25 protein-coding genes and 1 pseudogene are annotated in these 22,729 nt (G+C 64.6%); 21 read left to right on the forward strand and 5 right to left on the reverse strand.

Annotation, left to right across the window (positions count from 1 at the left end):
- Positions 1 to 789, reverse strand: coding sequence for a succinate dehydrogenase iron-sulfur subunit (locus tag BSY17_RS15780; RefSeq protein ID WP_037480303.1), 789 nt, complete (start codon positions 787 to 789; stop codon positions 1 to 3).
- Positions 790 to 947: 158 nt separating this feature from the next.
- Here BSY17_RS15780 and BSY17_RS15785 point away from each other — a divergent pair, with 158 nt between their 5' ends.
- The 3 genes from BSY17_RS15785 to BSY17_RS15795 are packed head-to-tail and all read left to right on the forward strand — an operon-like array spanning position 948 to position 3,531.
- Complete coding sequence (locus BSY17_RS15785; RefSeq protein ID WP_069066188.1) at positions 948 to 2,015, forward strand: glycosyl transferase; 1,068 nt, start codon at positions 948 to 950, stop codon at positions 2,013 to 2,015.
- Positions 2,012 to 3,106, forward strand: coding sequence for a CDP-alcohol phosphatidyltransferase family protein (locus BSY17_RS15790; protein ID WP_069066189.1), 1,095 nt, complete (start codon positions 2,012 to 2,014; stop codon positions 3,104 to 3,106). Before BSY17_RS15785 ends, BSY17_RS15790 begins: the two co-directional genes overlap by 4 nt.
- Positions 3,103 to 3,531: an HIT family protein gene (locus BSY17_RS15795; protein WP_069066190.1), complete on the forward strand. Its 429-nt coding sequence runs from the start codon at positions 3,103 to 3,105 to the stop codon at positions 3,529 to 3,531. Before BSY17_RS15790 ends, BSY17_RS15795 begins: the two co-directional genes overlap by 4 nt.
- A gap of 4 nt (positions 3,532 to 3,535) precedes the next feature.
- Here BSY17_RS15795 and BSY17_RS15800 read toward each other — a convergent pair whose 3' ends face one another.
- Both BSY17_RS15800 and gph read right to left on the reverse strand, forming a co-directional pair.
- On the reverse strand, positions 3,536 to 4,303 hold the full coding sequence (locus BSY17_RS15800) for an enoyl-CoA hydratase/isomerase family protein (protein WP_069066191.1): 768 nt from the start codon (positions 4,301 to 4,303) through the stop codon (positions 3,536 to 3,538).
- Positions 4,300 to 4,969 (reverse strand): annotated as a pseudogene (gph, locus tag BSY17_RS15805) (phosphoglycolate phosphatase). The gene BSY17_RS15800 and the pseudogene gph overlap by 4 nt, the downstream one beginning before the upstream one ends.
- Positions 4,970 to 5,116: 147 nt before the next feature.
- Between gph and glmU the strand changes: the two are divergent.
- The 10 genes from glmU (at position 5,117) to tatC (ending at position 12,873) form a co-directional block, all read left to right on the forward strand.
- A complete protein-coding gene (gene glmU / locus BSY17_RS15810) occupies positions 5,117 to 6,409 on the forward strand; it encodes a bifunctional UDP-N-acetylglucosamine diphosphorylase/glucosamine-1-phosphate N-acetyltransferase GlmU (protein ID WP_069066192.1) in 1,293 nt (430 codons plus the stop codon).
- Between the two features lie 100 nt (positions 6,410 to 6,509).
- Positions 6,510 to 7,361 carry a metallophosphoesterase gene (locus tag BSY17_RS15815; RefSeq protein ID WP_069066193.1) on the forward strand — a complete coding sequence of 284 codons (852 nt, stop codon included), beginning with the start codon at positions 6,510 to 6,512 and terminating at the stop codon, positions 7,359 to 7,361.
- Between the two features lie 45 nt (positions 7,362 to 7,406).
- Positions 7,407 to 7,781: a ribbon-helix-helix domain-containing protein gene (locus BSY17_RS15820; protein ID WP_150125803.1), complete on the forward strand. Its 375-nt coding sequence runs from the start codon at positions 7,407 to 7,409 to the stop codon at positions 7,779 to 7,781.
- Complete coding sequence (locus BSY17_RS15825; protein WP_069066195.1) at positions 7,778 to 8,158, forward strand: PIN domain-containing protein; 381 nt, start codon at positions 7,778 to 7,780, stop codon at positions 8,156 to 8,158. The genes BSY17_RS15820 and BSY17_RS15825 overlap by 4 nt, the downstream gene beginning before the upstream one ends.
- A gap of 15 nt (positions 8,159 to 8,173) precedes the next feature.
- Positions 8,174 to 9,997 carry a glutamine--fructose-6-phosphate transaminase (isomerizing) gene (gene glmS, locus BSY17_RS15830; RefSeq protein WP_069066196.1) on the forward strand — a complete coding sequence of 608 codons (1,824 nt, stop codon included), beginning with the start codon at positions 8,174 to 8,176 and terminating at the stop codon, positions 9,995 to 9,997.
- A gap of 8 nt (positions 9,998 to 10,005) precedes the next feature.
- The gene (locus BSY17_RS15835; protein WP_069067021.1) at positions 10,006 to 10,767 is read left to right on the forward strand and encodes a segregation and condensation protein A; all 762 of its coding nucleotides are present in this window, start codon (positions 10,006 to 10,008) and stop codon (positions 10,765 to 10,767) included.
- Entirely contained in the window at positions 10,764 to 11,354 is a 591-nt protein-coding gene (scpB, locus tag BSY17_RS15840; RefSeq protein WP_069066197.1) for an SMC-Scp complex subunit ScpB, read from the forward strand. The genes BSY17_RS15835 and scpB overlap by 4 nt, the downstream gene beginning before the upstream one ends.
- 27 nt (positions 11,355 to 11,381) lie before the next feature.
- Positions 11,382 to 11,618: a twin-arginine translocase TatA/TatE family subunit gene (locus BSY17_RS15845; RefSeq protein WP_037476635.1), complete on the forward strand. Its 237-nt coding sequence runs from the start codon at positions 11,382 to 11,384 to the stop codon at positions 11,616 to 11,618.
- A 26-nt stretch (positions 11,619 to 11,644) separates the two neighbouring features.
- Positions 11,645 to 12,097, forward strand: coding sequence for a Sec-independent protein translocase protein TatB (gene tatB / locus BSY17_RS15850; protein WP_069066198.1), 453 nt, complete (start codon positions 11,645 to 11,647; stop codon positions 12,095 to 12,097).
- The gene (tatC, locus tag BSY17_RS15855; protein ID WP_037476637.1) at positions 12,094 to 12,873 is read left to right on the forward strand and encodes a twin-arginine translocase subunit TatC; all 780 of its coding nucleotides are present in this window, start codon (positions 12,094 to 12,096) and stop codon (positions 12,871 to 12,873) included. The genes tatB and tatC overlap by 4 nt, the downstream gene beginning before the upstream one ends.
- Before the next feature lie 77 nt (positions 12,874 to 12,950).
- Here the strand turns inward: tatC and BSY17_RS15860 are convergent, their stop codons facing one another.
- Positions 12,951 to 13,079 carry an entericidin A/B family lipoprotein gene (locus tag BSY17_RS15860; RefSeq protein WP_037476638.1) on the reverse strand — a complete coding sequence of 43 codons (129 nt, stop codon included), beginning with the start codon at positions 13,077 to 13,079 and terminating at the stop codon, positions 12,951 to 12,953.
- A gap of 361 nt (positions 13,080 to 13,440) precedes the next feature.
- Positions 13,441 to 14,400, reverse strand: coding sequence for a cell wall hydrolase (locus BSY17_RS15865; protein WP_069066199.1), 960 nt, complete (start codon positions 14,398 to 14,400; stop codon positions 13,441 to 13,443).
- A gap of 193 nt (positions 14,401 to 14,593) precedes the next feature.
- Between BSY17_RS15865 and BSY17_RS15870 the strand changes: the two genes are divergently transcribed.
- The 8 genes from BSY17_RS15870 to BSY17_RS15905 all read left to right on the forward strand — a co-directional run bounded on the left by BSY17_RS15870 (position 14,594) and on the right by BSY17_RS15905 (position 22,631).
- A complete protein-coding gene (locus tag BSY17_RS15870; protein ID WP_069067022.1) occupies positions 14,594 to 15,589 on the forward strand; it encodes a cysteine synthase A in 996 nt (331 codons plus the stop codon).
- A gap of 42 nt (positions 15,590 to 15,631) precedes the next feature.
- Positions 15,632 to 15,940: a hypothetical protein gene (locus BSY17_RS15875; RefSeq protein WP_037479264.1), complete on the forward strand. Its 309-nt coding sequence runs from the start codon at positions 15,632 to 15,634 to the stop codon at positions 15,938 to 15,940.
- A 31-nt stretch (positions 15,941 to 15,971) separates the two neighbouring features.
- Positions 15,972 to 17,180: a Gldg family protein gene (locus BSY17_RS15880; protein ID WP_083217144.1), complete on the forward strand. Its 1,209-nt coding sequence runs from the start codon at positions 15,972 to 15,974 to the stop codon at positions 17,178 to 17,180.
- 184 nt (positions 17,181 to 17,364) lie between these two features.
- Positions 17,365 to 17,862: a division/cell wall cluster transcriptional repressor MraZ gene (locus tag BSY17_RS15885; RefSeq protein ID WP_069067024.1), complete on the forward strand. Its 498-nt coding sequence runs from the start codon at positions 17,365 to 17,367 to the stop codon at positions 17,860 to 17,862.
- Positions 17,859 to 18,824, forward strand: a complete 966-nt coding sequence (gene rsmH, locus BSY17_RS15890; protein ID WP_069066200.1) for a 16S rRNA (cytosine(1402)-N(4))-methyltransferase RsmH — start codon at positions 17,859 to 17,861, stop codon at positions 18,822 to 18,824. The genes BSY17_RS15885 and rsmH overlap by 4 nt, the downstream gene beginning before the upstream one ends.
- A complete protein-coding gene (locus BSY17_RS15895; protein WP_069066201.1) occupies positions 18,821 to 19,474 on the forward strand; it encodes a colicin transporter in 654 nt (217 codons plus the stop codon). Before rsmH ends, BSY17_RS15895 begins: the two co-directional genes overlap by 4 nt.
- The gene (locus tag BSY17_RS15900) at positions 19,474 to 21,189 is read left to right on the forward strand and encodes a peptidoglycan D,D-transpeptidase FtsI family protein (RefSeq protein ID WP_069066202.1); all 1,716 of its coding nucleotides are present in this window, start codon (positions 19,474 to 19,476) and stop codon (positions 21,187 to 21,189) included. Before BSY17_RS15895 ends, BSY17_RS15900 begins: the two co-directional genes overlap by 1 nt.
- Positions 21,186 to 22,631 (forward strand): UDP-N-acetylmuramoyl-L-alanyl-D-glutamate--2,6-diaminopimelate ligase, encoded by a 1,446-nt coding sequence (locus BSY17_RS15905; RefSeq protein ID WP_069066203.1) that lies wholly within the window; start codon positions 21,186 to 21,188, stop codon positions 22,629 to 22,631. The genes BSY17_RS15900 and BSY17_RS15905 overlap by 4 nt, the downstream gene beginning before the upstream one ends.
- Positions 22,632 to 22,729 lie beyond the last annotated feature (98 nt).

Genomic DNA, 22,729 nt, shown 5'->3' on the forward strand with positions numbered 1-22,729 from the left:
TCAAAGCTGCCGTTCGACCATCATCTTCTTGGTCTCGGCGATCGCCTTGGCCGGCGACAGACCCTTGGGGCAGACATTGGCGCAGTTCATGATGGTGTGGCAGCGATAGAGGCGGAAGGGATCTTCCAGCTCGTCGAGGCGGTCCCCGGTATATTCGTCGCGGCTGTCGGCCAGCCAGCGATAGGCCTGAAGCAGGATCGCCGGACCCAGGAACTTGTCGCTGTTCCACCAATAGGAGGGGCAGCTGGTCGAGCAGCAGGCGCACAGGATGCACTCATAAAGGCCGTCAAGCTTTTCGCGGTCGGCGGGCGACTGGAGTCGCTCCTTGCCCGATGGCGGGGGCGACACGGTCTTGAGCCAGGGCTGGATCGAGTTGTACTGGGCGTAGAAATGCGTGAAATCGGGCACCAGATCCTTGATCACGTCCATATGCGGCAGCGGCGTGATCTTCACGTCCTTGCCCGAACATTCGTCGATCGCGGTGGTGCAAGCGAGGCCGTTCTTGCCGTTCATGTTCATCGAACAGGAACCGCAAATGCCTTCGCGGCAAGAGCGGCGGAAGGTCAGCGTGGTGTCATATTCATTCTTGATCTTGATCAGCGCGTCCAGAACCATCGGTCCGCACTGGTCGAGGTCGACCTCGAACGTGTCGTAACGCGGGTTTTGCCCGGAGTCGGGATCATAGCGATAGACTTTGAAGCTGCGCACATTGGTTGCGCCTGCGGGGGCGGGGTGGGTCACACCCTTACCGCTGATCTTGCTGTTCTTGGGCAACGCAAATTCGGCCATCGCTCGTCGAGCCTCTTTCAGAGTGTCGTTCGGTTGCGGCCCGCATACCAAAATATGGGCAAAGGTCCAGCACCTACAAAAGGGAATGCGACGCGCGCCCTTGCAAAAGCCCCTATATCGCCGCTAGGCCTCCAGCCCGTCTGGAGTGGCTTTCGCGCATGGACATCGCCTTTCTCGCCATTGCCGAAGCGCAGCAGCTTTATCACTGGCTGCCCGCCGCGCTGGAACTGGCGCGGCGTCCGGGGGTGCGGGTGCATGTGCTGTCGCCATCGGATGCGATACTGGATCTGGTGGCGGGGTATGACAGCGACGGACTGTTGCAGCCGGTACGGCTGCGGCGCTTTTCGCGCCAAGCCGACTCGCTATTTCGTCAGCCGTCGCGGATCATGACGCTGCTCGGCAATTACCGCACGATCGCGGCTTTTCCGCTGCTGGTGACGACGGAGATTTCCACTGCCTGGTTACGGCGGGTGCCGGGTTTCAAGTCCCGGCTGGTCTTGATCAAACATGGCGCGGGCGACCGGGAGGGGGGCTATAAGAAGCGCCATGCCGATTTCGACCTGACGCTGGTGGCAGGTGAGAAAGACCGCCGCCGGATGATCGAACGGGGGCTGTGCGCGGCGGATAAGGTCTTGGTCGGCGGCTATGCCAAGTTCGAATTGAAGGCGGCGCGGCAGCGATTCTTCGCCGACGACAGGCCTGTGCTGCTCTACAATCCGCATTTCGACCCGGACTTGTCCTCCTGGGTGCGGCATGGCCCGGCGATGCTAGCGGCGCTAGAGTCGCTCAAGGGGTGGAATGTCATCATCGCGCCGCATACCAAGCTGGCGCAGGCGGTGGCGCCGATCGTCAGCGCCGCGCCGCATATCCGCGTCGACATGGGCAGCCGCCATGCGATCGACATGAGCTATACGATGAGCGCCGACGTCTATCTGGGCGATGTATCGAGCCAGGTATATGAGTTTTTGATCCAACCGCGACCGTGCATTTTCCTCAATCTCGACCGGCGCGATGCCAGTAGTGACGCCTTTGCGCATTGGCGGCTGGGGCAGGTGATCGAGACGCCGGACGCGCTTTCGTTCGCGCTTGGTCGTGCGAACGACTTGCAACCCGGCTTCGTTGCTGCGCAGGAAGCGGCCATGGAGCAATCCATCGACCTGTCGCCGATTCCCGCGTCGCGGCGGCAGGCCGACATCATAATGACCTTCGCGAAAGCGCCTGCATGACTGAGACGATGACCACTGCCCTTGGCCCCATTCGCATGCTGGGGCAGAATGCCACGCCGATCTGGGGCATGACCAATGCCGAACGGAACCGCCGGATGGCGGAGAGCGCGGCGAAGAATGGCAGCGCGCTGGCACCAGGGCATGAACTGGTCTTCAACCTGACCTATGCGTTCGATCCGCTGTTGCTGCGGTTGGTGCTGGAAACGCCGGGGACGGTTTTTGCCTGGGGTGGCGTGCCGGTCGTGGGGCAGGTGCCGCAGGGACATGATCCGATGCAGGCGACCGTGATCGACCTGTCGGACGGGCGCAAACTCTATAACCGGCAGTTGCGCAAGCTGGAGCAGCCGATGGTGCGCGAATTGACCCCCGCGACCCGGCGCGCGATCGAGCGGCACAGCTATTTCGGCGCCTATAAGGGCGTGACGGACGTGCTGACCAAATATCTGTGGCCCGAATTGGCGCTGATACTGACGCGGATCGCGGCGCAGCTCAAGATGACGCCCAATATGGTGTCGGTGATCGGGGTGACGCTGTGCCTGATCGCGACCTTCCTGTTTTCAGAAGGGATGTACTGGACCGGCTTCCTGTGCGGTTTCATCTTCATGGTGCTGGATACGGTGGACGGGAAGCTGGCGCGCTGCACCATCACCTCGTCCAAATGGGGCAATGTGATCGACCATGGCGTCGATCTGGTTCACCCGCCCTTCTGGTGGTACTTTTGGGGAACGGGGTTGGCCGCCTGGGGCCTGTCGCTGACGGGGCAGGCGTTCATCCTGGTGATGGCGGCGGTGGTCGTCGGCTATGTGCTGCAGCGGTTGATCGAGGGGGCGTTCCTCAAGGATTTCGGCATGGACATTCATGTCTGGCGGCCGTTCGACAGCCAGTTTCGGCTGGTGACGGCGCGGCGCAATCCGAATATGGTGATCTTGTTCGTGGCGCTGCTGTTGGGGCGGCCGGACATCGGGCTGGTGGCGCTTGCCTGGTGGACGGTGATCTCGCTCGTCGTCCATGCGGTGCGGCTGGCGCAGGCCTATGGCGTGAAGCGGTCGGGACGGCCGATCGTCAGTTGGATGGATGAGGCGGCGGCATGAACGAGACGATAAAGAAGTTCGGCTGGCCTGCCAGCCTGATCGCTGACTATGAACATTGGGTGGTGCTGCTACGCCCGGCGCAGCCGACGCTGGGGTCGCTGGTGCTGGCGGCGAAGAGCGACGCGACCGCGTTCGGGGATTTGCCGGCCGAAGCGCATGCCGAACTCAAGGCCGTGACCGGGGCGATCGAAGCGGCGTTGCAGGCGGCGGTCGGCTATCAGAAGATCAACTATCTGATGCTGATGATGGTCGACCCTTATGTCCATTTCCACGTCCTGCCCCGCTATGAGGGCGAGCGCAGCGGCGGCGGGCTGACGGTGCGCGATGCGGGCTGGCCGGGGCAGCCGGATTTGGGTGCGGCGGTCGCGTCCGATGCGGGGCTACGCGATTGGGTCGCATCCTATTTCGAGGCTGCGCAGCCTTAAGGCCTTAGCCGCCGAAATCGGGTTTGCGTTTGGCGCGGAAGGCGGCAACCCCTTCGGCGAAATCGGGCAGGGTGAAGGCGTCGCGGAAGAGCGCGAGCGTCCGTTCGTCATCATCGGCTTGGCCATCCAGGATGCGGCGGATGATCGCCTTGGACGATCGGACGCTATGCTGGGCGTTGGCGGCGATGGTGCGGGCAAGGGCGTCCGCTTCCGCCAGCGGATCGGCGGCGATCTGGTCTATGAGGCCAATGGCGAGCGCGGTGTCCGCATCGTGCAGCGCGCCGGTGAAGAGGATGCGCTTGGCGCGGGCCGGACCGACAAGATCGACCAGCAATTTGGTGTCGAACAGCGAATAGACGATGCCGAGCTTGGCCGGCGTGATGCCCAGCCGCGCGGCGGGGGCGGCGATGCGCAGGTCGCAGGCGATGGCGAGGCCGCAGCCGCCGCCGACGCAATCGCCGTCGATCGCGGCGATGACCGGCTTGTCGGCATGGACGAGTGCATATTGGGTATTACGGATCGCTGCCTGGTTCGCGACGCGCCAGTCGGGGTCGCCGGAGCAAGTCGCAAATTCATCGATATCCGCCCCGGCGCAGAACAGGCCGGGGGTGGCGGAGGCGAGGATCAGGACGCGGATGGCGTCGTCTGCCATGGCTTCGCCTACCAAGACAGGCAGTGTTTCCCACATCGCCTGCGTCATGGCGTTGCGCCGGGCCGGGCGGTCGATCAGCAGCCGGGCGACCGGGGCGTCGCGCTCCAGCCGCAGGGTCATTGCGGCCAGCCTTGGAGCAGGGGCAGCAATTCGTCGAAATGGTGGATGATGGCATCGGCCTGCAACTCTTCGACTGGGCCGTCGAGGAAGCCGAAGCTGACCGCGACGCTTGGGATGCCCGCATTGCGCGCGCCCGCTATGTCGTTGATCGTGTCGCCGATGAAGATGGTATGGCCGCCGCCTGCCCGCTCGATCATGGCTTGGATCGGTGCGGGATCGGGCTTGCCGACGCCGACCGTATCGCCGCCGACGATGCTGGCGAAACGGTGTGACAGGCCGAGGTTGATCCATCAGCGGCAGGGCAAAACGCTCCGCCTTGTTGGTGCAGATGGCGAGCGTGACGCCCGCTGCGGTCAGCGCATCCATCGCGTCGAGCAGGCCGGGATAGGGGACGGAATGGGCGCTGAGATTCGCCTGATAATAGTCGAGTAGCACCGGGAGCAATTGCGCGAGCAAGGCATCGTCCTGCGCGTCTGACGCCGCCAGCGCGCGGTCGAGCATGACCCTGGCCCCCTGGCCGACGAAGGGGCGAATATCCGCGACGGGGAAGGGGGCGAGGCCGACCGTGCCGATGGCGTGGTTGACCGCTGCGGCGAGATCGCCGCTGGTGTCGATCAAGGTGCCGTCAAGGTCGAAGCCGACGATAGCGAAAGGAATATGGGCCATGGCCGCGCCATGCCGCGTGGGCGGTGGCAAAGGCAAGCCAAACATGGCAGAGCCGCATGATCCAATGCACTTATCAGGGACAAAGCCATCGTGACTGCCGCCCGTCCTCTCGCCGTCATCATCCTTGCCGCAGGCCAAGGTACGCGCATGAAATCCGCGCTGCACAAGGTTTTGCACCCGGTCGCCGGGCGGCCGATGCTGCTGCACCTGCTGGCCAGCGTCGCCGCGCTGGAGCCGGAGCGGCAGGTGGTGGTGGTCGGCGCAGGCCGGGAGCAGGTGGAAGCGGCGGTAGCGGGCACTGGCGCTGTGATCGCGGTGCAGGACAAGCAGTTGGGCACCGGCCATGCCGTCGCGCAGGCGCATGAGGCGCTGGCCGGATTCGCGGGCGATGTGCTGATCCTGTATGGCGATGTCCCGCTGGTGAGCGCGGAGACGATGCGGGCGATGCTCGACCGGCTGAACCGGGGTGACGATCCGCGCGCGGTGGTGCTGGGCTTCCGCCCCGACGATGCCGCCGCCTATGGCCGGATCATCGCCGACGGGCAGGGCATGATCGGCAAGATGGTCGAATATAAGGATGCAAGCGAGGCCGAGCGCGCGGTGACTTTGTGCAATAGCGGGCTGATGGCGGTGCGATCGACCGACCTGTTCGTGCTGCTCGACCAGATCGGCAACGACAATGCCGCTGGCGAATATTATCTGCCCGACATCATCATGCTGCCGGGCGCGCAGAGCGCCGTCATTGAGACGGAAGCCTGGGAAGTGGCGGGGGTCAACAGCCGGGTCGAACTGGCGGGCGTGGAAGCGATGTGGCAGGCGCGCCGCCGGATCGAGGCGATGCGCGAGGGCGTGACCTTGGTGGCGCCGGAGACGGTGTTCTTTGCCCATGATACGGTGCTGGGCCGCGACGTGGTGGTGGAGCCGAACGTCGTGTTCGGGCCGGGCGTGACGGTAGCCGACGATGTCGTCATCCACGCCTTTTCCCATCTGGAAGGCGCGCGCATCGAGCGGGGCGCTACGATTGGTCCCTATGCGCGGCTACGGCCCGGCGCGGAGATCGGGGTCAAGGCCAAGGTCGGCAATTTCGTCGAGATCAAGAAGGCACGGCTGGGCGAGGGGGCGAAGGTCAATCACCTGTCCTATATCGGCGATGCGGGCGTGGGCGCGGGGGCCAATATCGGTGCGGGGACGATCACCTGCAATTATGACGGTTTCTTCAAATATCGCACGGAAATCGGCGCGGGGGCGTTCATCGGATCGAACAGCGCGCTGGTCGCGCCGGTCAGGATCGGCGATGGCGCGATCGTGGCGGCGGGTAGCGTGGTGACGCAGCCGGTGGGCGATGATGCGCTGTGCCTGGTCCGGCCCGCGCAGGTTGCAAAGCCCGGCTGGGCGGCGGCCTTTCGCGAGCGGATGGTGGCGAAGAAGGCGGCGAAGTGAAGGTGATGTTGGTGCTCCTGCGCAAGCAGGAGCCTAGTGTGCAGGGCAATCCGATCGACCCTGGGCTCCTGCTTTCGCAGGAGCACGTCGTTCTTTGAGCATGCGCCGTAAAATTCTTTGGACGCTGCTTGCGCTGGTTCTGCTTGCGGGCTGGCTCGCTCTCTGGCTCATCCTCAATGCGCGCACCATGCCGGTGGTGCGGCGTGCGGAGGTAGTGTTGCCCTTTCCCGCCGATGCGCCGCGTAGCCCGGTCACGGTCGCCTTGCTGACCGACACGCATTTGTCGGGGCCGGACAATAGCCCGGCGCGGATGGCGCGGATCGTGGCGCAGATCAATGCGCTCAAGCCTGACCTCATCCTGCTGGGCGGCGATTATATCGGCGATGCCAAAGGTGGCGCGACCTATGATGCGCGGGCGAGCATCGCGCCCTTTGCGGGGCTGCGCGCGCCTCTGGGTGTCGTCGCGGTGCTGGGCAATCATGACAGCCGCAGTAAGAAGAACCGCCGCGCGCTGAGCGGTGCGGACTGGCAGGCGGCCTTTGCGCGCATGGGCATCACTTTGTTGCAGGATGGCGCGGTGCGGCGGGGGCCGCTGGCGATCGGCGGGTTGCAGGATGTCTATACGCGCAGGATCGACTTGCCCGCGACGCTGGCGGCGATGGCGCGGGTGGGCGGTGCGCCGCTGATCCTGTCGCACGGGCCGGATGTGTTTCCGGCTTTGCCCGATGCGCCGTCGCTGACGCTGGTGGGGCACACCCATTGCGGGCAGGTGGCGTTGCCCTTTGCGGGGATCGTCTATGTGCCATCGAAATATGGCACGCGCTATGCCTGCGGCCTGTATCGCTACGGCGCGCGGACGATGATCGTGGCGGGCGGGGTCGGCACCAGCGGATTGCCGATTCGCCTGCTGGCACCGCCGGACATCTGGCTGATCACTGTCCGGCCACAGTGAGAGCCCTGTTGACATGATATCATGATATGATATCAATCTATCATCATGCGTTTCCTGGCTGACATTCCCGACGAAGACGTCAAATGGCTCGACCAGCTGGCCCGCGAGCAGGGTAAGTCGCGCGCGGCGGTGTTGCGGGAGGCGGTGCGGGATTACCGCGTGGAAGCGGAATCCGTGACCAGCAAGAAATGGCTCGATATCGGCTTTGGCGCGTGGAAAGATAGCGTTGATATAGGCGACGCGGTCGCGTGGCAGCGGCGGGAGCGCGCATCGACGACCCGGCCCTGGGACGACGACTATGAAGACACCAAGGCGGAGTTCCCCGACCTGTTCGACGCGGAGGATGATCGCCAGCGCCAAATCTATCTCGATATGGTGGCGGGTAACTATCCGGGCTCTCAAAAGCCGACGTCGCGGTGAGCGGATTTAGTTTCGATACCAACATCATCATCGATGCGCTGGCGGGCTTCCCACCGGCGCGCGCGGAGATTGATCGCGCGACCGATTTTGGCGCGCGGGCATGGATCAGCCGGGCGGTCTGGATCGAAGTGATGTCGAAGGGCGTCGGCGACGGGCTGTGGCGGGCCGAAACTTTGTTGTCCGGTTTCGGGGTCGATGAGATCGATGCGGAAGTCGGCCGACGCGCGGCGGCCTTGCGCCGCGAACGCGGTCGGCTCAAAGCGATGGACGCCATCATCCTGGCCACCGCCCAATTGCGTGGCCGCGTATTGGTGACCCGCAATATTAAGGATTTTCCGGCAGAGATGCCGGGCATTCGCGTTCCCTATATCCTCTGAAAGGCTCTCCGGCACATGTGCGGCATTATCGGTATCATCGGCAGGGACGACGTGGCGGAGCGGCTGGTCGATGGATTGAAGCGGCTGGAATATCGCGGCTATGACAGCGCGGGTGTTGCTACCGTCCATGACGGCGCGATCGAGCGGCGGCGGGCCGAGGGGAAACTCGCCAATCTGGTGACCGAATTGCGCGACGAACCGCTGCCCGGCACCACCGGCATCGCTCATACCCGCTGGGCGACGCACGGCGCGCCGACGACCAGTAACGCGCACCCGCATGCGACGCGCGAAGTGGCGCTGGTCCACAATGGCATTATCGAGAATTTCAAGCCGCTGCGCGCCGAGTTGATGGCGCGTGGGCGGATTTTCGACAGCCAGACCGATACCGAGGTGGTCGCGCATCTGGTGAGCGAACTGGTGGAGCAGGGCGTGTCGCCGCGCGATGCCGTCGCGCAGGTCTTGCCGCGCCTGCATGGCGCGTTCGCGCTGGCCATATTGTTCCGCAGCCATCCCGACATGCTGATCGGCGCGCGGCTGGGGTCGCCGCTGGTCGTGGGCTATGGCGATGGCGAGACCTATTTGGGGTCCGATGCGCTGGCGCTGGCGCCGTTGACGCAGAAGATCGCCTATCTGGAAGAGGGCGACAGGGTCGTCATCACGGCTCAAGGTGCGGAGATTTTCGACAAGGATAATCAGCCGGTCGAACGGCCGGTGACGCTGTCCGGCGTGTCGGGGGCGATGATCGACAAGGGCAATCATCGCCACTTCATGCAGAAGGAGATTTTCGAGCAGCCCGTCGTCGTCGCCCAGACGCTGCGCGCTTATCTTCGCCGGATGGAGAATGAGGTCGCCATGCCCGACATGGATTTCGACTTAGGGTCGGTGAAGCGCATCACCATCGTCGCCTGCGGCACCAGCTACTATGCAGGTCTGGTGGCCAAATATTGGTTCGAGAAATTCGCCCGCGTCGCCGTCGATATCGATGTGGCGAGCGAGTTCCGCTATCGCGACCCGGTGCTGGAGCCGGGCGGGCTGGCGCTGTTCATCAGCCAGTCGGGCGAGACGGCGGACACGCTGGCGGCGCTGCGCCATGCGAGGGCGGAGGGGCAGATCATCGCGGTGGTGGTCAATGTCCCCACCAGTTCGATGGCGCGTGAGGCCGATCTGTTGCTGCCCACCCATGCCGGGCCGGAGATCGGTGTCGCCTCTACCAAGGCCTTTACCTGCCAGTTGGCGGTGCTGGCGGCGCTGGCGGCCAATCTGGCGCGGGCCAAGGGAAAGTTGAGCCCTGAGGAGGAGGCCGAGATCGTCTGGCACCTGTCCGAGGCACCCGCTGCGCTCAACGAGGCGCTGAGCCGCGACGGCCAGATCGAGGCGATGGCGCATCTGATCGCGCCGGCGCGCGACGTGCTGTATCTGGGTCGTGGCCCGGATTATCCGATGGCGCTGGAAGGGGCGCTCAAGCTCAAGGAAATCAGCTATATCCATGCCGAGGGCTATGCGGCTGGCGAGATGAAACATGGGCCGATCGCGCTGATCGACGAATTGGTGCCAGTGATCGTCATCGCGCCGAGTGGGCCTTTGTTCGAAAAGACCGTCAGCAACATGCAGGAAGTGCAGGCGCGCGGCGGCAAGGTGGTGCTGATTTCCGATGCGGAAGGTATTGCGCTGGCCGGTGAAGGCTGCATGGCGACGATCGAGATGCCCAAAGTGCATCCGCTGATCGCGCCGCTCGTCTATGCGGTGCCGGTGCAGTTGCTGGCCTATCATGTCGCGGTGGCCAAGGGCACGGATGTCGATCAGCCGCGTAACCTCGCCAAGTCGGTGACGGTGGAGTGAGCGAGGATATGTTCGCGTCGCCGGTCATCCCCGGCCCGGACATATTGACCGTCAGCTTCGACCATTGGGAAGGGCCGCTCGACCTGTTGCTGACGCTGGCGCGGGGGCAGAAGGTCGACTTGCGCGAAATTTCGATCCTGGAACTGACCGAGCAATATCTCGCCTTCATCGATGGCGCGCGGCAATTGAAGCTGGAACTGGCGGCCGATTATCTGGTGATGGCGGCGTGGCTCGCCTATCTGAAATCGTCGCTGCTGCTGCCCCGGCAGGAACAGCCCGACCCCAGCCCCGAAGAAATGGCGCTGCGCCTGCAATTGCGGTTGCAGCGCCTGAACGCGATGCGCGATGCCGCCGCGCGGCTGATGGCGCGGGATCGGATCGGCCGCGACGTGTTCGTGCGGCGCAAGCCCGAAGGGCTGCGGCTGGTGCGCAAGACGCAATGGCGCGCCAGCCTCTATGACCTTATTCAGACCTATGGCCAGATTCGCGCGCGTACGCGGCCGGTCGTTCACACCATCGCGCGGAGACCCGTGATGACGCTGGACGAAGCGATCCAGCGCGTCGGCGGGCTGGTCGGCACGGCGATTGACTGGACGCGGCTGGAGTCGTTTTTGCCCGAAGATATGGACGGTCCCAAGGCGAAGTCGGCGCTGGCGAGCAGTTTCGTCGCGGCGCTGGAACTGGCGCGGCAGGGGCGGGTGGAATTGCAGCAGGACGGGATTTTCCAGCCGCTCTATCTGCGCGCGGCGACACCGGGGGCAGGGGCATGAATGAAGAACCCGACGATTTCCGGCGTGCGGTGGAGGCGGCCCTATTCGTGGCGGAAGCGCCGATGACGCCTGCCGACCTCAAGCTGCATGTCGGCGAGGGCGACCTGACGGCGGCGCTGGCGGGATTAGCGGATGACTATGCCGGGCGCGGCGTCAATCTGGTCGAGCGCGGCGGGCGCTGGCATTTCCAGACCGCGCCGGACCTGGCGCATATCCTGCGCCGTGAAAAGGATGAGCCGCGCAAATTGTCGCGTGCGGCGATGGAGACGCTGGCGATCATCGCTTACCATGAGCCGGTCAGCCGCGCCGAGATCGAGGCGATCCGGGGCGTACAGGTGGCCAAGGGGACGCTCGACGTGCTCATGGAAGCGGGCTGGGTGCGGCCCGCCGGGCGGCGCGAAGTGCCGGGCCGTCCGCTCATCTATGCGACGACCGTAGACTTCCTGTCACATTTCGGGCTTAGCAGCCGCCGTGACCTGCCGGGCGTGGACGATCTGCGCGCGGCCGGGCTGCTCGATCCGGTGGATTTGGCGCTGGAGGGTCTGGGCGGCCAATCCGTTCTGGAAACTGACGATGATGTGGCCTAGATAGGTCTGCTTGCTGGAGTATTGAAAATGGGTTCCTTTTCGCTGATGCACTGGGTCATTGTACTCCTGGTCGTCATGCTGCTGTTCGGTGGCGGTCGGATTTCCGGCCTGATGGGTGACGTCGCCAAGGGTATCAAGAGCTTCAAGAAGGGCATGGCCGACGATGATGACGCCACGCCGACCAAGCCTGCCAGCCGTATCGAGGGGCAGCGCGTGTCCGAACAGGATGCGAGCGTGACCACGGAAGACAAGACCAAGGTCTGATTCGCACAATCTGGTAGACCAGTCCCATGTTCGGCATCGATTCCACCGAGTTTCTGGTGATCGTGATCATTGCGGTGATCGTGATCGGGCCAAAGGACTTGCCACGCGCGCTCTACAAGGTGGGGCAGTTGATCGGCAAGGCGCAGGGCATGGCCCGCCATTTCCGCACGGGCCTGGACGCGATGGTGCGCGAAGTCGAACTGGAAGAACTGGAAAAGAAATGGGCCGACCAGAATAAGCGGATCATGGCCGAGCATCCGCCCGAAAGCGCCGCCCCTGCTATGGAAGCGCTGGACGCGCCAGCGGCGGCTGACGAGCATCCACCCTATGTCGCGCAGTCGGCCGTGCCTGTGCTAGTGGAAGTGCCGCCGTTCGTGGCCGAATCCGCGCCTGTCGCGCCGATGCCAGCCGCTGCGCCTGATGGGCCACCCTATGTCGCCGAAGCATCCGCGACGCCCAAGGGAGACGCGGCGGCATGATCGGCGATATAGACGAGAGCAAGGCCCCCTTGCTCGACCATCTGATCGAACTGCGCGGTCGCCTGCTCAAATGCGTCTACGCGTTGGCCCTGACCGGGGCGCTATGCTTCTATTTTTCCGAACAGCTTTTCGCGATCCTGGTGCATCCGCTCAAGGAAGCCTTTGGCGATGGCGGCGGGAAGCTCGTCTATACCAAGCTCTACGAAGCCTTTTTCGTGCAGGTGAAGATCGCCTTTTTCGGGGCCTTCTGCCTGTCCTTCCCGATCATCGCCAATCAGCTTTGGGCGTTCGTGGCGCCGGGGCTCTATGCCAAGGAAAAGAAGGCGCTGCTGCCCTTCATCCTGGCCACGCCCTTCCTGTTCGGGATGGGCGCGAGCCTCGCCTATTTCGTGGTGATGCCGACGGCGTTCCACTTCTTTCTGGAGTTTCAGGGCAATAGCAGCGGCTTGCAGGTCGAGGCGCTGCCGAGCGCGGACGCGTATCTGGGGCTGGTGATGCAATTCATCCTGGCGTTCGGAATCAGCTTCCTGATGCCGGTGCTGTTGATGCTGCTGAACCGCGCGGGCTTTGTCAGCCGGGCGCAGTTGATCGGCCTGCGCCGCTATATGATCGTGGCGGCCTTCATTGTCGCGGCTGTGTTGACGCCGCCCGATGTCGTATCCCAACTGATGCTCGCGATCCCGCTGCTACTGCTCTACGAGATCACGATCATGGCGATCTGGTTCACCGATCGGCGCAAGGCCAAGGGTGAAGAGGCGGAAGAGGCGGCGGCCTGAACCCGCAAAAAAAGAGGCCTGCCCCTTGGGGGCAGACCTCATTGATGCCTGGGAGGCAAATCAGAAAATCGTGCAGGTCAGTCGACAGCGCGTTCGACCGCTTCGCCGGCGCTCTGTACGTCGCGGCCAGCGCCTTCGACGGTGTTGCAGGCGGCGACCATCAGCGAACCGGTGAGCAGCAGGGCTGCGAAAATCTTCTTCGTCATAGACCGTCTCCTTGAGAAACTTCGCGACCGGTTGGTTTGCGCCATGCCGGTGACGCAGATCAGAACCCGCCGCCCGATAAAGCGTTCCGGCGGTGAAAAATATAATGATTTCAAATATTATCTTGCCCGGAAAAAGGTTGAGCCCGGAACGCGTCGGGGGGGGAAGCATTCCGGGCTCATAATATTGGACAGCAAGAGCGGGGGGCAAAAGATTTGCTGTCCTGAATATAGAACCCACAAGGCCGAAATCTGGTTCCAAACCGGCGTCAAAAATTTGCACTTTTTATCGTGCGTCTTTTCAAGGACTTTGATGGTCAACAGGCCGTTAAGATTAAAATAGGGTGCCGGCCATCATCAAAAGTCAGATCAGCGGCCGGCCGCTATTGCGATATTCCGGGCGGATCGTCGATTCCGGCAGGCTGTCATCGGCCTGGGGCGCAGGCGGCGTCCAGCCGATTGCAGGTACCGCTTTTGCTGGCGCTGGGGCGCTATAGGCGGGTGCGAGCAGTTCGACGGGAGCCACTGGGCGGGTCGGCCAGACGCGGCGCGCCGGGCCGGACTGGGTTTCCCGGCCCAGATAGACCGCGCGAAAGGCAGCGGGCGTGCCGTTGAAGCCGGGATTGCGATAGAAGATATGCGCGCCGATGACCGCCACGGCATGCAGGCGGGACGACCAGTCCGGGCGGACGGCGAGCGTGTGATAATGGGTGGCGAGGCCGACCGGCGCATAGACGGTGCCGTTCAGCGCCTCCTGCGCGACGCGGCGGGCGCGGTTCCACGAAGCGGCCGCAGGCAGCCGCGCCATCGCGCCGTCGCAGCTGAAGGTGAACTGGCAGCGATAGTCGGTGCGTTCGGACCCTTCATAGACGACGCCGCACACCGTATCGGGCCAGAGCTGGCTACGCACCCGGTTGAGCACCACTTGCGCGACGGCGCGCTGGCCATCCTCCGGCTCGTTTCCGGCTTCATAATAGATGGCCGAGGTCAGACAGTTGACCGCGCGATAGCTGTCGAGCGGGGTGAGGCCGCGAAAGATGGTGGCGGGGGCGGCCTTGACCGCATCGAGGCCCAGCACATGCTGGCTCTGCACGGTTTCGACGCCCGGCACGGGATCGAACGCGCCTTGTGCGAAGAAAAAGGCCGAGCCGGGGAAATTGGCCGCCGATTCTTCGGCGGGGTCGGCCGACGCACGGCCCTGATCGCCATCGAGCATGTCGAGCGGTGCGGCGGTGATGAAGCGCGGCGCGGCCAGCGCCAAGAGCGCAAGTCCTATGACCGCGCTGCGTCCCTTCCATCCGCTGAACCGTTCGAGCCGCTGCATTTCAAGACCTTATCGCCGCAGCCACGGGCTGCCTGCGCTGCCCCATAAGGCAAAAAGCTAAAAATTGCCTGCCGGATTTTGCGCTGTGCCGCGATGGGACGTTAACCAGCGGCTGCGTTAACAATCGGCTCTTTCACCGGGCCATCATTCCCTTGCTTGGCAAAGGCGCGTTGCGTCCGCTATGCGTCATGCCATGCTGCTCCAGAACAATAGTCTCGCGCTGATTGGCAACACGCCGATGGTGCGCCTCACCGGCCCTTCCCAGGAAACGGGCTGCGACATCTTCGCCAAGTGCGAATTCGCCAACCCCGGCGCGTCGGTCAAGGACCGTGCCGCGCTGTTTATCGTCAATGATGCCGAAGAACGCGGGCTGTTGAAGCCGGGCGGGACGATCGTCGAGGGGACGGCGGGCAATACCGGCATTGGCCTGGCGCTGGTCGCCAATGCCAAGGGCTATAAGTCGATCATCGTCATGCCCGAAACCCAGAGCCGCGAGAAGATGGATACGCTGCGCGCGCTCGGCGCCGAATTGGTGACCGTGCCGGCTGCGCCCTATTCCAACCCCGGCCATTTCGTCCACACCTCGCGCCGCATGGCGGAAGAGACGGAAGGCGCGATCTGGGCCAACCAGTTCGACAATATCGCCAATCGCAAAGCGCATATCGTCGGCACGACGGAAGAGATCTGGACCCAGATGGAAGGGCGGATCGACGGCTTCACCTGTGCGGCGGGGACCGGCGGGACGATCGCGGGCGTTGGCCTCGGCCTCAAGGCCAAGGATGAGGGCATCACCATCGCGCTCAGCGATCCGCACGGCGCGGCGCTGTTCAACTATTATGCCCATGGCGAATTGAAGGCCGAAGGGTCATCGGTCGCCGAAGGGATCGGGCAGGGCCGGATCACCGCCAATCTGGAAGGCGCGCCGATCGACACCCAGTTCCGCATCTCGGACGAGGAAGGGCTGGAATGGGTCCGCCGCTTGCTGAGCGAGGAAGGGCTGTGCCTCGGCCTCTCGTCGGGCATCAATGTCGCGGGCGCGGTGGCGCTGGCGCGGCAATTGGGGCCGGGCAAGCGGATCGTCACCATATTGTGCGACACGGGTTTCCGCTATCTCTCGACGCTCTATAATCGCCAGTGGCTCGAAGCGAAGGGGTTGACGGTCTTCCCTTGGCTCGCGCACAATGGTTGATGCGCCGACACGGGTCGCGGCGACAAGAAAATGAGCAAGTTCATGGCTGAGACACCCCGCCGCGTGGAAGGGTTGCAGCGCGTCCAGATCGGCCTGACCGGACTGGCGGGCGTCGTGTTGCTGGTGGGCCTTGCCAATATCGTGATCGAAAAGGCGCGGGTGGACGATGCGGCGCTGCCGCCGCCAGCGGTGCCGACGATGGCCAGCAATGCGGCCGTGTCGCCCAGAGACCCGCTTGCCGAACTGGGGGTGCAGCCCGCGCCGGAGCAGGCGCCTTTGGTCCCTGACCTTGAGCCGGACCCCAATTTGCGTAATCCCATGGATCGCGACCCCGCGCAGCCGTCGCGCTGACGCTGATGACCAGGATCAGGAGAAGCCGCCCATGATGGCGGCGCTGAAGCGAGTCCTGATCCTGTGGCTGCCGGGCCTGGCGATCTTGCTCGCCGGGCTGCAGCGCGCTTTTGTGACTGGCCAGACCGACCTGTGGGATTGGGCCTGGCCCGCGCTGGCGGTGATGGCGGCGATGGGGCTGTTGCTGGCAAGGCAGGGATGGCCGTTGCTGGCCTGGACCATGGGTGGCGTCGTGTCGGCGTTGCTCTTCTGCGGGTTTGCGGCGGGGCGGTGGCCTGATCCTGTAGCGACGATCGGGTTGATTCTGGTTGCATTATCAGCGGTTTTCGGCGCTGCGTTGGTTCGGGATGCTTTTCCACATCGCGCAAAACGCATGGCCGGTGGCATTGCCTTGCTGGCTCTGGCGGCCCTGTTGGCGTGGCGCGGCCCGGCACAACCGATCCAACCCGTCGCCGATCGCCCGGCCCTGGCGGTCATCACCGCCTTGCCTTTGTTCTGGGATCAGCAGGGACGGGCCGATGCGGCGATCGTCACCGTGCTGCGCACCCGTTTCACCCTCCAGCCGATCGATGATGCACGGCGATTGGACCCGTCGCGGGCGCGCCTGCTGCTGCTCGCCCAGCCGCGCGCGATGACGCCTGAAGCCTTGGTGGCGGTCGATCGCTGGGTGCGGGGCGGGGGCAGGGCGGTGGTGCTGGCCGATCCGCTGCTGCGCTGGCCGTCCGACCTGCCGATGGGCGACCGTCGCCGCGCGCCCGCCACCAGCTTGTTGGAGCCGTTGCTGGGCCATTGGGGCTTTGCGTTCGACCGTATCGAGGACGGGGAACGGCGCTGGTTCCTGCCGGACGGCGCCCTGCTCACCCTGTCGGGGGCGCAGATGGCGGGGGGCGGGGGCCTGGTGCAGCGCAAGCGGATCGGCCGGGGTGAGGTCGTGCTGCTGGGCGATGCGGACCTGATCGATGATCGGCTGTGGCTCGCCGATCCCGCCCGTCCGCTCGATCCTCGCGTCTGGAGCGCCGACACGCCCGCGCGCGTCGTTCAATGGCTGGGCGCAGCGATCCCCGGCCACCGACGCTGGATGCGCGAAGGGGCGGACGTGGTCGCTGCGCTGCGCTGGGCGATTCTGGCTGGGCTGGGCTGGGCCGTGATGGGTGCGGGGCTGTCGCACAGGGTCAGGCCGGGCGGCGGCGCGAGAACAAAGAAGGTATATCCCGAAGGAGAAGCGCCGAAAAGCGGTTGATCCCATTTTTGACCGGGTTTTCCCGGTAAATCCCGAAAATTCCCTTTGCAGCCCAGCCTATGCTTGATAGGTAATCTCGCATTGGGGTTCATCAGGCGTTGATCAGTCCTGTGCATCGGGATTCGCGATCGCGGTTCCGTGGGCAGGAAATCTGTGCCCCATGGGAAAGGGGCCGCTAGTCGCCGTGTCGGACGCAATTCTCTATTCAGGCAACGCAATCAGCGTCGCGGACGGCAAAGGCCGGTTCGTGCTGCCTCTGGAGATGCGCAAGCAGGTCAAGCAGGCCAGCGGCGGCGAGAACCGGCTGTGCCTGTCGATCCACATGGCCAATGGCTGCGCCACCGGCTTTGGCCTGTCATACAAGCAGTTCCTGTATGATGAAGTCGCCGAACTGGAACGGCTGGCGCGTGAGGCGAACCGCCCCTTCAACGGCGATCTGGAGCGCGAAAACCGCCTGAGCATGATCGAAGACGTGAATTTCGACGATGGCGGCCGCTTCTTCCTGCACCCCGATATCAAGGAAGAAGTGGGCATCACCGACGCGGTCGTATTTCTGGGCGTAGGCCTCTATTTCCAGCTCTGGGATCCCAAGGCGCTGGTCGCCAGCCCCGATCGTCCGGCAGTCATCCGCAACAAGGCAAAGCGCTGGCTCGATGCGCGCGCGGCAGAGGGCGGCAAGTGACCGAGACCGTTCCGCATATCCCCGTACTGCTGGATGAAGTGCTGGAAGCCCTGGCCATTGCGCCGGGCGAAATCCATGTCGATGGCACCTTCGGCGCGGGCGGCTATTCGTGCGCCATGGCGGCGAAGGGCGCGCGTGTCATTGCCTTCGATCGCGACCCCGATGCGATCCGCGAAGGCCAGGCCGTCGCCGCGGCGAACGACATATTGCTGATCGCGGGCGAGTTTTCGCGGATGCGCGAATTGCTGGCCGAACAGGGCATCGAGTCGGTGTCGGGCCTGACGCTCGATATCGGCGTATCCTCGATGCAGCTCGACCGGGCCGATCGCGGCTTTTCCTTTCAGGCTGACGGCCCGCTCGACATGACGATGAGCCAGGCGGGCATGAACGCCGCCGATTTCCTGAACGAAGCGGCCGAAGAAGAGATTGCCGACGTCATCTATCGCTATGGCGACGAGCCACGGTCGCGCCGGGTCGCCCGCGCGATCGTGATGGCGCGTCCGCTGGAGCGGACGGCGCAGCTTGCCAGCGTCGTGCGCCGCGCGCTGGGCCACAAGCCGCATGACAAGAAAGACCCCGCCACCCGTACCTTCCAGGCGATCCGCATTCATGTGAATCGCGAATTGGAGGAACTGGAGCGCGGGCTGGAATCGGCCGAAGCGCTGCTGGAGGAGGGCGGTCGCCTGGCGATCGTCACCTTCCACAGCCTGGAGGACCGCATCGTCAAACAGTTCCTGCGCAATCGCAGCGGGGGCGATGGGGGCGGATCGCGCCATATGCCCGAAAAGCAGGCGAGCGCCGCGCCGACCTTCGCCAAGCCGGCCAAGGCGGTGCGGGCCGGTGAAGCGGAACTGGCGCGCAACCCCCGCGCCCGATCCGCCACTTTGCGCAGCGCCGTCCGTACCGCTGCCCCCGTTGCCCAATCCCCTGTTGTCCCGTCCGCCCGGAGTGCCCGTCCATGATCGCCGTCAAGAGGTTGCAGAGCCTGATCTGGGTGATCCTGGTCGCGCTTGGCGCGCTGGGGGCCTATATGGTGTCGCTCAAGGTCGCGACCGAGCGCAACGAACTGATGCGGGTGCGTGCGCAGATTGCGCGGACCCAGGGTGAGATCCGTTATCTGGAAACGGAATTCAGCGCGCGCGCCTCGATGCGGCAGCTGGAAAGCTGGAACCAGCATGATTTCATGTATGGCACGCCGACCGCCGGACAATATCTGGCGGGTGAGCGCGCACTGGCGCAACTGGACGGGGTGCAGCCCAATGGCCCCGACTATGTCGCGCCGCCCGTGATGGTGGCGATGGTCGAAACCCCCGCCGACCTGCCGTCCGCGCCGCAGGCCGCGCCCGCCAGTCCCGCCGCGACCCAGATTCGCAGCGACATCGCCGTCATTCGCGAAGCCCATGCTGCCGACAATGTCGAGAAGCTGGCCAAGGCCACGCCGCCGCGCACGCCCGCAGTACAGGCCAAGGTCGATGCCGATGTGTCGAAGCCCAATCCGGTCGCGCGCAAGGCCGAGCGGATGGCGATGCTCGATGCCAAGCTGCTGGATGACAGCACGCTGGGCGACTTGAGCGCCAAGGCAGCGCGCGAACGCAAGAAAGGGGCGCGCTGATGGCCACGATCATCGTTCAGCCCGGCCATGCCCGTGTCGGGCGGCAGCGCGTCAGCCTGACCGCCGTCGCGCATAACCGGCTGATGCTGTTGCTGATCCTGTTCATGCTCATCACGTTGATCGTGATCGGGCGGCTATTCTGGGTCGGTATCTTCACGCAGAGCGGGCAGGGCGATGATGCGCTGTCGGCCTTTTTGCCCGCGCGCGCCGATATTGTCGATCGTAACGGGGTGCCGCTGGCGCGGACGATGGATGCCTATTCAGTGGCGGTGCGCCCGTCCAAGCTGATCGGCGAACCGGCTGAACTGGCGCGCAAGCTGCACGAAATCTTCCCCGACGAAGCCGAGGCAGTCTTCTACAAGAAGCTGACCGGCAAAGGCTGGGCCTATCTGCGCCGCCGCGCGCTGCCCGAACAGGTGGCGGCGGTAAATGCGCTGGGCGAAATCGGCATCGAATTTCCGCGTGAGAAGGAACGTCTCTATCCGCAGCGGACGCTGGCGGCGCATGTTCTGGGCTTTGCCCCTGATAGCAATGGCGTCGGCGGGATGGGCGTCGAGTCAGCCTTCAACGATCGGCTGACCGACGCGACGCTGCGCGGCCAGCCCTTCGCCATTTCGATCGACAGCCGAGTGCAGGGCGCGCTGGAAAGCGAGCTTTATGCGCAGATGGTGGCGCAGCGCGCGCGTGGTGCGGGCGGGATCATATTGGACGTCAACACCGGCGAAGTGATCGCCATGGCCTCGATCCCGGTGTTCGATCCCAACAAGCTGCAAAATTATGCGGGCAAGAGCTGCAGCCAGTCGCCGCTGTGCAACCAGATCGTGCAGGCGCGCTACGAGCTGGGGTCGACCTTCAAGCCGCTGTCGATCGCCGCCGCCATGGACAAGGGCGTCGTAACGTCGATGAGCAAGCGCTATGATGCGACCGCGCCGATCGCCATCGCTGGGTTCCGCATCAAGGACGATCACGCCATGGGGCGGTGGATCAACGTGCCGGAAACATTGGTCCATAGTTCCAACATCGCAACCGCGCGCATCGCCGACGAACTGGGGGCGGCCCCGTTGCAGGACTTGTTCCGCGCCCTGCATTTCGACCAGCGCGCGCCGATCGAGCTGAAAGAGCGCGCCGGGACGCTGTGGCCCGCCAATTGGGGACGGATCACGACGATGACCGTGTCCTATGGCCATGGCATCGCGGTGACGCCGCTGCACTTGGCCAGTGCCTATGCTGCGCTCGTCAATGGCGGGATGTGGCGGCCCGCGACGTTGCGCAAGCTGGATGGGGACGATGTGCCGCAAGGCCGCCGCGTTTTCACCGCCGCCACGAGCGCGCGGATGCGCCAGCTGTTGCGGATGATCGTGTCGGAGGGTACAGGACGCAGCGCCGACGCCAAGGGTTTCCGGGTGGGTGGCAAGACGGGCTCCGCCGAGAAGCCCGAAGAAGGTCGCTATAACAAGAGTTCGCTGGTGACGACGTTCGCCTCTGCCTTTCCGATGGATAATCCCCGCTATGTCGTCCTGGCGATGATGGACGAGCCCAAGGGCAATGCGGAGACATTCGGCCTGCGCACCGCCGCCTGGACCGCGTCGCCCGTGGTCAAGCGCGTGGTCGAACGGGTCGGGCCGATGCTCGGCGTGATGCCCGATGAGCGCCGCGACGTGGATATTTCGGACCTGATGCCGCTGCTGTGGAAGGCCAAGGGAGAGAGCGAATGACACGGCTGGGTTCCCTGATCGACGGTCTGGACGCCCATGTCGGGGCGGACGCTGACCTTGATCAGAACATCACTGGCTTTGCGATCGACAATCGCAAGGTTGCGCGCGGCACGGTGTTCGGCGCGTTCCAGGGGCTGCGCGTCAATGGCGAGGATTATATTGCTGATGCGGTGAAGGCAGGCGCGATTGCCGTCGTCGCCCGGCCGGAAGCGGTGGTCGAGGGCGCGATCCATATTGCGCACGCCAATCCGCGTCGCCTGTTCGCGCAGCTGGCCGCGCGTTATTTTGCGCCTTTCCCTGATGTGACCGTGGCCGTGACCGGCACCAACGGCAAGACGTCGACGGTTGAACTGGCGCGGCAATTGTGGCGGATGATGGGGCATCATGCGGCTTCCATCGGCACGCTGGGCGTGACGACGTCGGTCGACCAGGTTTCCACGGGTCTCACGACGCCCGACATCGTTACCTTCCTCGCCAACATGTCGGGTCTGCGCCGCGAGGGCGTCAGCCATGCCGCGTTCGAGGCGTCGAGCCATGGGCTGGACCAATATCGGACCGAAGGATTGCCGGTCGTCGCGGGCGCCTTCACCAACCTGTCGCGCGACCATCTCGATTATCATGGCGATATGGACCGCTATTTCGACGCCAAGATGCGGCTGTTCGATGAAGTGGTCGCGGCCGATGGCGCGGCGGTGGTGTGGGCCGATGACGCCTGGTCGGACAAGGTGATTGCGCGGGTCGCGGCGCGTGGCCTCAAGCTGCTGTCGGTCGGTGAGAAGGGGGAGGCGCTGCGCCTTGTCTCGCGCACGCCGACGCAATTGGGGCAATTGCTGGCGATCGAGGTCGAGGGCAAAAGCTATACCGTCAACTTGCCGCTGATCGGCGCCTATCAGGCGGCCAATGCGCTGACGGCGGCGGGGCTAGTCATCGCGACCGGCGGGGACGTGGCCAAGGTGCTGGAATTGCTGGGCCGGGTGCAGCCCGTGCGCGGGCGGCTGGAACGGGCGGTCATCAGCAAGACGGGCGCGCCGGTCTATGTCGATTATGCGCATACGCCCGATGGCCTGAAAGCCGCGATCGAGGCGCTGCGCCCGCATACCAAGGGGCGACTGATCGCGCTGTTCGGCGCGGGCGGGGACCGGGACGCGGGCAAGCGGCCATTGATGGGGCAGGTGGCGGCGGAATTGGCCGATCATGTGATCGTGACGGATGATAATCCGCGTTCCGAAGAGCCGTCTGCGATCCGCGCCGCCGTCATGGCGGGCGCGCGAGGAGCCGAGGAAATTGGCGGGCGTCGCGCAGCGATTGCTGCCGCGATCGCGCAGGCGGGCAAGGATGACATCGTGCTGCTGGCGGGCAAGGGGCATGAGCAGGGCCAGATCATCGGCGACCGGGTGCTGCCCTTTGACGATGTGACCGTGGCGCGGGAGTGCGCGGAGTGAGCCTGCCATCCGTCCTCCGTTCGGTTCGAGCTTGTCGAGAACTATGCGCTGCCTTCTCGACGGACGCTTCTCGACTTCGCTCGAAGCTGCTCGAAGCG

It is taken from the genome of Sphingobium sp. RAC03, from assembly GCF_001713415.1.
Lineage (GTDB): Bacteria > Pseudomonadota > Alphaproteobacteria > Sphingomonadales > Sphingomonadaceae > Sphingobium.